Genomic DNA, 11919 nt, shown 5'->3' on the forward strand with positions numbered 1-11919 from the left:
CGCTTTCCGTCGTTCAGGACGCGGTGGCGTCCCGCCACAGGGTCCACGCGAGGCCGAACCCGGCCAGGGCGATCGCGATGCGCAGCGGGGCCTCGGGCAGTCGGCGTACCACCGCGGGCCCCATCCAGGCGCCCGCGAAGCAGCCCACGCCGAGTGTGAGCGCCGCGCTCCAGTCGACCGGGGCGAGAAAGGCGTAGGCGATCGCCGCGGTGATGTTGGCCGCGCCAGTGGCGATGTTCTTGACCGCGTTGGTCACGGGCAGCGGCTCGGAGGCGGACAGGGAGAGCACGGCGAGCATCAGGACGCCCGCCGCGGCGCCGAAGTAGCCGCCGTACAGGCCGACCAGCAGCACGGCGCAGGCCAGGGGGAGTCCGGGTACGGAGGAGGAGGCCGGACCTGCGCTGAAGCGCGCGGTCAGCCGCCGCAGGGGTTCACGGACGAGGATCAGGACCGAGCCCAGGGCCACGAGCCACGGCACGACCAGCTCGAACGTCGACGACGGTGTGCCGAGGAGCAGGGCCGCGCCGATCGCCCCGCCCAGCGCCGCCGTGACGGCGAGCCGGACGAGGCGGGTGCGCTGCCCGCGCAGTTCCGCCCGGGCCCCCACCGCGGATCCCACGGTGTTGGAGAAGAGCGCCACGGTATTGGTGACGTTGGCCGCCACGGGCGGCAGGCCCGCGGCGAGGAGCGCGGGATAGCTGAACAGCGAGGCCAGACCGGCGACGGAACCGGCGAGCCCGGAGGCGACACCGGCGGCCAGGAGCAGCAGTACGCGGCCGGAGTCGGTCCCGGCGATGAGCGCTTGCACGTGACCCTCTTGTCTGCCCGGGTGCGGTGGCGTCCTGGCCCGCCACACACTGTCGTTCCACCCTATAGACACCATCCACATATGCAGACGTGGGGTCGCCCAATCCGCCCTCGTCAGACTCCGGCCGGGCCCGATGACGTGAGAGGAACGCCCGGCGGCATGTTGTACGGCGTGACCACCTGGATCGCCGAGGGCAGGAAGGGGCCTTCGTCAGGAAGGGCCTTGTGCGCGCGCATGATGGTCTGGCAGGCGCGCCGCATGTCCTGGCGCAGGTCGTGGTGGAGCACGGCGGACAGCCGGCGTTCGCGCAGGAACCCGGTGTTGTCGTGGTCCAGGTCGTGGGCGATGAACACCGCGCACTCCCGCCCGAGCTGGGCGAACGCGTCGAGGGTCGCCGCGTTCCCGCCCCCGGCCGAGTAGACGGCGATGACGTCCTCGTCCCGTTCGAGGGCGTCCAGGACGAGGTCCCGCTGGGTGGCGTCCAGGCCGTCGCTGTCGGTGACCTCCACCAGGGACCGCCCGGGCTGCGCGCTGCGCATCGCGCTGCGGAAGCCCATCTCCCGCTCCTCCTCGCCGCGGAAGGAGCCCCGGCTGATCGTGGCGAGCACGTTGCCGGGCCGGTCGCCGAGCCACTGGCCGATGAGATAGGCGGCGGTGGCGCCCGCGGCCCGGTTGTCGATGCCCACGTACGCCATGCGCGCGCTGCTGGGCAGGTCGCTGACCAGGGTGACGACGGGGATGCCCGCCGCGACCAGCCGGCTGACGGCGGCGACGATCTCCGGCAGGTCCGGGGCTTTGAGGATGACTCCCTGCGAGCCACGCTTGGCGATCTTGTCCAGCGTCGCGACGAGGTCCGAGGCGGGGCAGGTCTCCCGGAAGTGGAAGCGCGAACGCACCACGGCGGGATGCAGGGAGGGCAGTTCGGCCTCCAGGGCGTCCCGTACGGCGGTGGAGAACCGCTCCGGCGTCTGCATCACGATGTCGATCATGAAGGTGCGGCCGCCGATGCGGACCTGGGTCCGCTGGCGGTCCAGATCCTTGATGGCCTGGCGCACCTCCATGACCGTGCTCTCCCGTACGCCGCCCCGGTCGTTGAGGACCCGGTCGACCGTGGCCTCGCTCAGACCGGCCTGACGGGCGATCTCCCTAATCGGATATGGATGACGCACGGCGGCCCCCGCAGGCAAATGACGGACTTTTGATGGGTCTCTGCGGATTGTATGACGGGCTCCGGTTCACAAGACTGACAGCAGCGCCGCCGGAGCCGAAGGAGAACGACGCACTCATGGGACTTCTTGAGGACAAGGTCGTCCTCGTCAACGGCGGCAGCCAGGGGGTGGGCGCGGGGATCGGCCGGGCGGCCGTACGCGAGGGCGCGACCGTCGTCTTCACCGGACGCCGGGCCGGGATCGGCGAGGGTCTCGCCGCGGACACCGGCGCCCTTTTCGTACGTGCCGACCTGTCGGACGCGGCGCAGGCCCGCGACAGCGTCGTCCAGGCGGTGGCCGCGCACGGGCGGATCGACTGCCTGGTCAACGCGGCGGGGCTGACGTCACGCGGCTCGCTCCTCGACACCACGCCGGAACTGTTCGACGCGCACATCGCGGTCAATCTGCGGGCGCCGTTCTTCGCGACGCAGGCCGCGGTCGCCGACATGACGGCCCGCGAGGCGCCGGGCACGATCGTGAACATCATCTCGAACTGCGCGCACGGCGGCCCGCCGCATCTGGCGGCGTACTCCACGGCGAAGGCCGGGCTGGCGGGGCTGACCCGCAACGCGGCCCACGCGCACCGCTGGGACCGGATCCGGATCAACGGCCTGAACATCGGCTGGACGGACACCGAGGGCGAGGACGCCACCCAGCGCGCCTTCCACGGCGCGGGCGACGACTGGCGGGAGAAGGCCGCGGCGGCCCAGCCGATGGGCAAGCTCGGGCAGGTCGACGAGATCGCCGACTTCGTCGTCCTCCTGCTCTCCGATCGCAGCGGTGTGGTGACCGGCTCGGTCATCGACTGGGACCAGACCGTCTTCGGCGGGCTCGACTGAACCGCCCTCCGGGCTGAACCACTGGGTTGAAGGAGCAAGATTCGCATGCGTATTGGCATCATGGGGCTCGGCCGGATCGGCGCGTTCCACGCACAGACCCTGTCCGGACTCGAAGCGGTCGACTCGCTCGTGGTCACCGACCCGGTCGCCGCGGCGGCCTCCTCGGCGGCGGAGCGGTTCGGGGCGACGGCGGTGGACTCCCCCGACGCGGTGTTCGCCGCCGGAGTCGACGGCGTCGTGATCGCCGCCGCGACCGACGCCCACCCCGAACTCCTCCTCGCCGCCGTCAAGGCGGGCATCCCGGTCTTCTGCGAGAAGCCCGTGGCCCGCGGCGTCGAGGAGAGCCTCGACGTGCTGCACGCGGTGGAGGGCAGCGGGGTCGAGGTGCACATCGGCTACAACCGGCGGTTCGACGCGGGCTGTGTCGCCGCGCGCCAGGCCGTGCTGAGCGGTGAACTCGGCCTGCTGCACACCGTGCGGTCCACCACCCTGGACCCCGCGCCGCCGCCCGCCGCGTACGTGGCCGTCTCCGGGGGCATCTTCCGCGACTGCAGCGTGCACGACTTCGACATCGTGCGCTGGGTCACCGGCCGCGAGGTCGTCGAGGTGTACGCGACCGGCGGCAACCGGGGCGCGGACTTCATCGCGGCGGCGGGTGACGTCGACACCGCCTCCGCGCTGCTCACCTTCGACGACGGCACGATCGGCGCCATCTCCAACTCCCGGCACAACGCCCGCGGTTACGACGTCCGCCTGGAGGTGCACGGCATGCTGGACAGTATCGCCGTGGGCCTGGAGGACAAGCTGCCGCTGCGGTCCGTCGAGCCGGGCGCCACCTTCCCCGCCGGCCCGCCGCACCACTTCTTCATGGACCGCTTCGCCGCCGCCTACCGCGCCGAACTCACCGCGTTCACGGAGGTCGTGGCGGGCTCCCGCCCCTCCCCCTGCACCGTGGCCGACGCCCTCGAGGCGAGCTGGATCGCCGAGGCCTGCACGCTGTCGCTGCGCGAGCACCGGCCGGTACGACTGGAAGAGGTGCGCAAGGTATGACGGAGGAACCCCTGCGGATCGGTGTGCTGGGCGCGGCACGCATCGCCGAACTCTCGATCGCGGGCCCGGCCCGGGTGACCGGCCACCGCCTCGTGGCGGTGGCCGCCCGCGACCGCTCCCGCGCCGAGGCCTTCGCGGCCGAGCACGACGTGGAGCGGGTCCTGGACTCGTACGCCGACGTCGTCTCCGACCCGGCGGTCGAGGTCGTCTACAACCCGCTCGCCAACGGTCTGCACGCGCCCTGGAACCTCGCCGCGCTCGCCGCGGGCAAGCATGTGCTCACCGAGAAGCCCTCCGCGAGCAACACCGAGGAGGCCGTCGAGGTCCGGGACGCCGTCGCGAAGGCGGGCACGGTCTTCATGGAGGGCTTCCACTACCTGTTCCACCCGGTCACCCGGCGTCTGCACGAGCTGCTGGAGAGCGGGGAGCTGGGCGAGCTGCGGCATGTGGAGACCACGATGGTCATGCCGGCCCCGCCGGACAGCGACCCGCGCTGGTCGCTGCCGCTGGCGGGCGGCGCCCTGATGGACCTGGGCTGCTACAGCCTGCACGCCCAGCGGGTGCTCGCGCCCTGGGCGGGCGGCGCGCCGAGGCTCGTCGCGGCGCGCGGCGGCGAACGGGCGGGCGCGCCCGGGGTCGACGAGTGGCTGGACGCCGACCTGGAGTTCCCGGGCGGCGCCACCGGCAGTGCCCGCTGCCACATGGCGCACGACGGGTGGGAGATGAGCTGCCGGATCGTGGGCTCACTCGGCGAGGCCACGGCGGTGAACTTCGTCCAGCCGCACCTGGACGACCGGGTCCGGGTCCGTACGGCCTCGGGCGAGCGCGTCGAGATGCTCGGCCGCCGGTCCTCGTACACCTACCAGCTCGAAGCGTTCGCGGCGCATCTGCGCAGGGGCGCGCCCCTGCGCCTGGACGCCGATGACGCGCTCGCCACGATGCGCCTCATCGACGACTGCTACCAGGCCGCGGGCTTCCCGCTCCGTCCGCGGACGGCCCTACCGGCCTCGGCCTGACCGGTGCCGTACCGCCTTGCCGCCGGTGCCCGCCGGGCTCGTCAGTGTGCGTCGCGGAGCACCGAGCGCAGGTACTCGGCGCTGCTCCACACGTCGTCCACGGGGCCCTTGCCCGCGGGCTCCTCGGTGAGGATGGTGTCCTGCTCCAGGACGTACCAGCCGTCGTAGCCGCGGGCCCCGAGGTGGCTCACGATGGCCTGGACGTCCACGTCACCTGCGCCGAGCGGCCGGTACATGCCGTCCCGGACGGCGTCCGTGTAGCTGAGGCGGCCCGACTGGACCTTGGCGGCCAGGGCGGCGTCCACGTCCTTCATATGGGTGTGGGCGATCCGCTCGGGTGCCTGCCGGGTCAGCTCGGCGGGGTCGGTGCCGCCGATCAGCAGGTGGCCGGTGTCGAGGCAGAGGGCGATCGCGGAGTGCTCCAGCACGCGCTGGACCTCTTCGCCGTTCTCGACCATCGTGCCGACGTGCGGGTGCAGCACGGCCTGTACGCCCCGTTCGGCGGCCAGCGCGGTCAGGCGGTCCAGGTTGGACAGCAGCAGCTTCCAGCCGTCGGCGTCCAGCTCGGGCCGGGAGTCGTAGCCGTCCTGTCCCGTGACGGCCGAGAGGACGAGGACGTCGGCCCCGGACGCGGCATAGCTCTCCAGGAGCGTGTCGACCTCGGGCAGCGGGTCGTGCCCGGGTACGTGCAGCAGCAGCGGGGTGAAGCCGCCGACCGCCCGCAGGTCGTGGTGGGCGAGGACCTGCGCCATGGCCGCCGGCTCGCCGGGCAGAAAGCCCTCGGGCCCGAACTCGGTGGCGGCCAGACCGACCTCGCGCATCTCCTTCAGCACGCGATCGGGCGTCAACTGGTAACCCCAGTCGGGTACTTCGCACACGCCCCACGAGATGGGCGCTCCGGCGATCCGGGGTATCTGAGTGTCCATGGCGCAACGTTAAGTGCATCCCGGCACAAAAATGAAGGGGTGGATCCCTCAGCGGGGCCTCACCGCAGCCATCTTTTTCCCGTCATTCACGTGCCGGCCGAGACCCCCGTGGAAGAAATTCGCGAAACGACTGTTGAGACAGACGACGGAGCACCACAGTCGTTCCAGCGGAGAAGACATGTCGCACCAGCAGGATCACCGGACCCGGTTCTCCGTCCTGGACCGCTCGCGCACCCGGGAGGGCCACGGCGCCCCCGAGGCGCTGCGCGACACCGTCCGGCTGGCGCGGGAGCTGGAGGGGCTCGGCTACCACCGGATCTGGGTCTCGGAGCACCACGGCGTACCGGGTGTCGCCGGTTCCGCGCCGACCGTCCTGGCCGCCGCGGTCGCCGCCGCGACCAGCTCCATCCGGGTGGGCACGGGCGGGGTGATGCTGCCCAACCACCAGCCCCTGGTGGTGGCGGAACAGTTCGGCGTCCTGGAGTCCCTCTTCCCCGGCCGTATCGACATGGGTCTCGGGCGTTCCGTGGGGTTCACGGACGGTGTACGCAGGGCGCTGGGCCGGGACAAGGACATGGCCGACGACTTCGCGGCGCAGCTCGACGAGCTGCTGGGCTGGTTCCGCGGCACCTCCCCGACCGGGGTGCGCGCACGCCCCGCCGACGGCCTGACGGTGCCGCCGTTCGTGCTGGCGATGGGCGAGGGCGCGACGATCGCCGCCCGGGCCGGGCTCCCCATGGTCATCGGCGACCTCAGGAACCGCGAGAAGATGCGCCGGGGCATCGACCACTACCGCGAGACGTTCCGGCCCTCCGTGTGGGCGGCGGAGCCGTATGTGGTGATCTCCGGGACGGTGGCGGTCGCGGGGACACCGGAGGAGGCACGGCGGCTGCTGCTCCCGGAGGCGTGGTCGATGGCGTACTCACGCACCCATGGCACGTTTCCGCCGCTGCCCTCCGCCGAGCGTGTCGAGTCGCTGACGATGACCGAGAAGGAGCGCGGCTTCTACGAGTCCGGTCTCTCCGGTCACATCGCCGGCACCGAGGAACAGGTCGCGCACGAGCTGGAGACGGTGATCAAGGAGACCTCGGCGGACGAGGTGCTGGTCACCACCAGTACGTACGACCGGGAGGCGCTGGCCGACTCGTTCCGGCGGCTGGCGCGGGTCGCTGGGCTGGGGCCCGCGTAAGTGTTCCACTGGGGTCCGCACCCCCGTCCCGCAGGAGTCACCCCATGCACAGCCCCCATGACCCGTACGTCCGCGTGCGCGGTGCCCGTGAGCACAATCTCCAGGGGGTCGATGTCGACATTCCGCGGGATGTGCTGGTGGTGTTCACGGGGGTCTCCGGGTCCGGGAAGTCGTCCCTGGCCTTCGGGACGATCTACGCGGAGGCCCAGCGGCGGTACTTCGAGTCGGTGGCCCCGTACGCACGGCGGCTGATCCATCAGGTGGGGGCGCCCAAGGTCGGCGACATCAGCGGACTGCCGCCCGCGGTGTCGCTCCAGCAGCGGCGCTCGACACCCACCTCGCGCTCGTCCGTCGGAACGGTCACCAACCTCTCCAACTCGCTGCGGATGCTGTTCTCCCGCGCGGGCCACTATCCGCCGGGCGCCGAACGGCTCGACTCGGACGCCTTCTCGCCGAACACGGCCGCCGGGGCCTGCCCCGAGTGCCACGGCCTCGGGCAGGTGCACCGGACGACCGAGGAGTTGCTGGTCCCCGATCCGGCCCTGTCGATCCGTGAGGGCGCGATCGCCGCGTGGCCGGGCGCATGGCAGGGCAAGAACCTGCGCGATGTCCTCGACGCGCTGGGCTACGACGTGGACCGGCCGTGGCGCGACCTGCCCGCCGGGCAGCGCGAGTGGATCCTCTTCACGGACGAGCAGCCGGTCGTGACGGTCCATCCGGTACGGGACGCGGGGCGGATCCAACGCCCTTACCAGGGCACGTACATGAGCGCGCGGCGCTATGTCCTCAAGACGTTCTCGGACTCCAGGAGTCAGACGCTGCGGACGAAGGCGGAGCGGTTTCTGGCCGCCACGCCCTGTCCGGTGTGCGGCGGCAGCCGGCTGCGGCCCGAGGCGCTCGCGGTGACCTTCGCGGGCCGGACCATCGCCGAGCTGGCCGCGCTGCCGCTCACCGAACTGGCCGGCTCCCTCACGGGCCACGACGGCTCCGAGACGGCCCGCGTCCTCACGGAGGACCTGCTCGCCCGTATCTCCCCCGTCACCGAGCTGGGCCTCGGCTACCTCAGCCTCGCCCGGGCCACCCCGACCCTGTCCGCGGGCGAACTCCAACGACTGCGCCTGGCCACGCAGTTGCGCTCCGGCCTCTTCGGCGTCGTGTACGTCCTGGACGAACCGTCCGCCGGACTGCACCCGGCGGACACCGAGGCCCTGCTCACGGTCCTGGCCCGGCTGAAGGCGGCCGGCAACTCGGTGTTCGTCGTGGAGCACAGCCTCGACGTGGTACGCGGCGCCGACTGGCTGGTCGACGTGGGCCCCGAGGCGGGCGAGCACGGCGGGCGGGTGCTGCACAGCGGCCCGGTGGCGGACCTGGAGCGCGTCACCGGGTCCGCCACGGCCCGTTTCCTCTTCGACCGCTCCCCCGCCCCGGTACGCGAAGTCCGGGCGGCGCGAGGCTGGTTGAAGGCCGGGCCGGTGAACCGTCACAACCTGCGCGGGGTGACCGCCGAGTTCCCGCTCGGCGTGCTCACCGCGGTCACCGGTGTCTCCGGGTCGGGCAAGTCCACGCTCATCGGGGAGATCACGGAGGAACTGCCGGGCGTGGGACGGCTGGTGAGCGTCGACCAGAAGCCCATCGGCCGTACGCCCCGCTCGAACCTGGCCACGTACACGGGGCTCTTCGACGTCGTGCGCAAGGTCTTCGCCGGGACCGAGGAGGCGGGCCGTCGCGGCTACGGGGTCGGGCGGTTCTCGTTCAACGTCGCGGGCGGGCGCTGCGAGACCTGCCAGGGTGAAGGGTTCGTCAGCGTCGAACTGCTCTTCCTGCCGAGCACCTACGCCCCGTGCCCGGACTGCGGCGGAACGCGCTACAACCCCGAGACGCTCGAAGTGACGTACCGGGAGAAGAACATCGCGCAGGTGCTGGACCTGACGGTCGAGGCCGCAGCGGACTTCTTCGCGGACACCCCGGCCGTCGCCCGCAGCCTCACCACGCTCCTCGACGTCGGCCTCGGCTATCTGCGGCTCGGCCAGCCCGCGACCGAGCTGTCCGGCGGCGAGGCACAGCGCATCAAGCTCGCGAGCGAACTCCAGCGCGTACGCCGGGGCCACACCCTCTACCTTCTCGACGAGCCGACGACCGGTCTGCACCCGGCCGATGTCGAGGTGCTGATGCGGCAGTTGCACGGTCTGGTCGACGGCGGTCACAGCGTCGTGGTCGTGGAGCACGACATGGCGGTGGTGGCGGGCGCCGACTGGGTGATCGACCTGGGCCCGGGCGGAGGCGACGCGGGCGGACGGATCGTGGCGGCGGGACCTCCGGCCGAGGTCGCGCGGGCGGCGGGCGGCGCCACGGCCCCGTACCTCGCGCGTACGCTGCCCCTCGGCGGCGGCCCCCGGTCCCGATAGGTCTTCAGTCCCCATAGGCCTCGCGCAGCTTGGACTTGGCGAGCTTGCCCGTGGGCGTACGCGGCAGCGCGTCCGTGAAATCCACGCTGCGGGGCGCCTTGTAGTGGGCGATGCGGTCGCGGACGAAGTCGAGGAGTTCACGTTCCAGTCGCGGGCCGGGGGTCGCGTCCGGGGCGGGCTGGACGACGGCCTTGACCGCCTCGCCCATCTCCGCGTCCGGTACGCCGATGACCGCCACGTCGGCGACGTCGGGGTGCAGGGTGAGGCAGTCCTCGATCTCCTGCGGGTAGATGTTCACGCCGCCGGAGATGATGGTGAACGCCTTGCGGTCGGTGAGGAAGAGATAGCCGTCCTCGTCGACGTGCCCGATGTCCCCGGTGGTCGTCCAGTTCGGGTGCTCGGGGTGCTGCGCCTGCCGGGTGCGGGCCTCGTCGTTGTGGTAGCGGAACGGGAGTTCCTCGCGTTCGAAGTACACGGTCCCGGTCTCGCCGACGGGCAGCACCTTGCCGTCATCGTCGCAGATCCGCAGTTCGCCGAGGAATCCGCCGCGGCCCACCGTCCCGGGCTTGCGCAGCCACTCCTCGGGACCGACGAACGTGATGCCGTTGGCCTCCGTCGCCGAGTAGTACTCGTACAGGACGGGACCCCACCAGTCCATCATCCGGCGCTTGACCTCGACGGGGCAGGGCGCGGCGGCGTGCACGGCGACCCTCATCGACGACACGTCGTACGCGGCGCGCACCTCGTCCGGCAGCTTCAGCATCCGTACGAACATGGTGGGCACCCACTGGCTGTGCGTGACCCGGTGCCGTTCGATCGCCGCCAGCGCCCTACGCGGGTCGAAGGAGTTGAGGGAGTCCATGAGGACGACGGTGCCGCCGGTCGCGGTCACCACGAAGCAGAAGCGCAGGGGCGCGGCGTGGTAGAGCGGGGCCGGGCAGAGGTAGACGGTGTCCTCGCCGAAGCCGTACAGGGGCTGGAAGAGCAGTTGCGGGATGCTCATCTCCTCGCGGACGTCACCCTCGGGCAGGGTCGACGCGATGCCCTTGGGCAGGCCGGTGGTGCCGGAGGAGTAGAGCATGTCGACGCCGCGGGGCTGGTGGGCCGGGGGTTCGGGTGAGGCCTCGGCGAGGGCGCGCTCGTACGAGCCGTCGTCGAAGTCCAGCCGCAGTTCGGTGCCCGGGGCCGCCGCGCGGACCGCGCGGCCGAGTTCGGTGAGGGGCGCCGAGACGATGAGCGCCCTCGCCCCGCAGTCGCGGACGATGTAGGCGGCCTCGTCGGCGGTCAGATGGTGGTTGACCACGGTCAGGTAGAGGCCGGAGCGCAGTGCCGCCCAGTAGACCTCCAGGACGCGCGGGTCGTTGTCGGAGAGGAGCGCCAGATGGTCGCCGACGCGCAGTCCCGCGGACCGCAGATGGTCGGCGAGGCGCAGGGAGCGGTCCTCCAACTGGCCGTAGGTGAGGGCACGGCCGCCGTCGGCGGTGACGACGGCCGTCCTGGCGGGGTCGTACGCTCCGGGATACATGCCGGGACGGTACCCCGGGTCGGTGACGGACCGTCAGAGGTGTGCGTGGGCTTCCGTGTTCGCGCGGATGATCGGATGCGCGGGCACCTCCTCGTCCGCGCGGAGGGCCGGATGCGCGGCACAGGCGAAGTGGCCGGTGGCTGTCTCGGCGGCCCGGGCGAGATCCCGCCGGTCGGCGGCGCAGCCCGGCGGGAGCACCGGCCCGACCCGTACCTCGGCCACGAGGTCGCGGGACGACACGACCCGCCACACCGAGGTGAGCAGGGAGTCACTGCCCACGAACGCGGGCGCGGTGCTCACCGCGCCCCCGTCGTGCCGGTAGTGGAGGCGCACCGGCTGGACGGCCGCGTCCGCGTCGAGGGCGGCCTGGAAGGCGGCCCGGCGGAACCGGCCCTGCGCCCGGCCGCACCAGGTGCTGCCCTCGGGGAAGACCACGACCGCCCCGCCGCCGCGCAGGGACTCCGCGATCCGCCCGACCGTCTCGGGCAGTGCGCGCAGCCGGTCGCGTTCGATGAACAGGGCGCCGCTGCTCGCGGTGAGCGCCCCGGCGACGGGCCACTGCCGGATCTCCGCCTTGGCAAGCATCCGGGCGGGCCGGACGGCCGCGAGCAGCGGGATGTCGAGCCAGGAGATGTGGTTGGCCACGAGGAGCAGGCCTCCGGTGGGCGGGGCCGCGCCGGTGACGCGCAGCCGTACGCCCGCGGTGCGCGCGATGGTCCGGCACCACATCCTGATGAGCCGGTCGCGCAGCCCCGCGGGGGCCCGCGCGACGACCGGGATCACCAGGATCCCGGCGGCGACCACGCCGAGCAGCGAGACCAGCCGCAGCACGGCCCGCGGCACGCCGCCGACCGCCCGCACGGACTCCACGCAGGCCGCCGGGGTGCAGGGGGCACTGGGCAGCCAGGCGCTCGCGGGGGCGGCGGTCGGAGCGGCGGCCCGACCGGGGGCCA

The 11919-nt window shown here is 72.4% G+C and carries 10 protein-coding genes; 5 read left to right on the plus strand and 5 right to left on the minus strand.

Going from position 1 to position 11919, the window contains the following annotated elements:
* Positions 1–13 precede the first annotated feature (13 nt).
* Together IE278_RS39500 and IE278_RS39505 are read right to left on the minus strand one after the other, a co-directional pair.
* The gene (locus IE278_RS39500; protein WP_246571537.1) at positions 14–808 is read right to left on the minus strand and encodes a sulfite exporter TauE/SafE family protein; all 795 of its coding nucleotides are present in this window, start codon (positions 806–808) and stop codon (positions 14–16) included.
* A 113-nt stretch (positions 809–921) separates the two neighbouring features.
* A complete protein-coding gene (locus IE278_RS39505; protein ID WP_189779848.1) occupies positions 922–1977 on the minus strand; it encodes a LacI family DNA-binding transcriptional regulator in 1056 nt (351 codons plus the stop codon).
* Between the two features lie 116 nt (positions 1978–2093).
* Here IE278_RS39505 and IE278_RS39510 point away from each other — a divergent pair, with 116 nt between their 5' ends.
* From IE278_RS39510 to IE278_RS39520, 3 genes are read left to right on the plus strand one after another with little or no spacing between them, the layout of a single operon-like run.
* Positions 2094–2855, plus strand: coding sequence for an SDR family oxidoreductase (locus tag IE278_RS39510; RefSeq protein ID WP_189779849.1), 762 nt, complete (start codon positions 2094–2096; stop codon positions 2853–2855).
* 45 nt (positions 2856–2900) lie between these two features.
* Positions 2901–3905 carry a Gfo/Idh/MocA family protein gene (locus IE278_RS39515; protein WP_189779850.1) on the plus strand — a complete coding sequence of 335 codons (1005 nt, stop codon included), beginning with the start codon at positions 2901–2903 and terminating at the stop codon, positions 3903–3905.
* On the plus strand, positions 3902–4921 hold the full coding sequence (locus IE278_RS39520; protein WP_189779851.1) for a Gfo/Idh/MocA family protein: 1020 nt from the start codon (positions 3902–3904) through the stop codon (positions 4919–4921). Before IE278_RS39515 ends, IE278_RS39520 begins: the two co-directional genes overlap by 4 nt.
* A gap of 41 nt (positions 4922–4962) precedes the next feature.
* On the opposite strand, the gene IE278_RS39525 is transcribed toward IE278_RS39520, so the two are convergent.
* Complete coding sequence (locus IE278_RS39525; RefSeq protein WP_189779852.1) at positions 4963–5847, minus strand: sugar phosphate isomerase/epimerase family protein; 885 nt, start codon at positions 5845–5847, stop codon at positions 4963–4965.
* Between the two features lie 178 nt (positions 5848–6025).
* Between IE278_RS39525 and IE278_RS39530 the strand changes: the two genes are divergently transcribed.
* The gene (locus tag IE278_RS39530) at positions 6026–7036 is read left to right on the plus strand and encodes an LLM class flavin-dependent oxidoreductase (protein ID WP_189779853.1); all 1011 of its coding nucleotides are present in this window, start codon (positions 6026–6028) and stop codon (positions 7034–7036) included.
* A gap of 44 nt (positions 7037–7080) precedes the next feature.
* Positions 7081–9441: an ATP-binding cassette domain-containing protein gene (locus IE278_RS39535; RefSeq protein WP_189779854.1), complete on the plus strand. Its 2361-nt coding sequence runs from the start codon at positions 7081–7083 to the stop codon at positions 9439–9441.
* A gap of 4 nt (positions 9442–9445) precedes the next feature.
* Here the strand turns inward: IE278_RS39535 and IE278_RS39540 are convergent, their stop codons facing one another.
* Positions 9446–10966, minus strand: a complete 1521-nt coding sequence (locus IE278_RS39540; RefSeq protein WP_189779855.1) for an acyl-CoA synthetase — start codon at positions 10964–10966, stop codon at positions 9446–9448.
* A gap of 33 nt (positions 10967–10999) precedes the next feature.
* Positions 11000–11869, minus strand: coding sequence for a lysophospholipid acyltransferase family protein (locus IE278_RS39545; protein WP_189779857.1), 870 nt, complete (start codon positions 11867–11869; stop codon positions 11000–11002).
* Positions 11870–11919: the final 50 nt, after the last annotated feature.

It is taken from the genome of Streptomyces tauricus, assembly GCF_014650955.1.
Classification (GTDB): Bacteria; Actinomycetota; Actinomycetes; order Streptomycetales; family Streptomycetaceae; genus Streptomyces; species Streptomyces tauricus.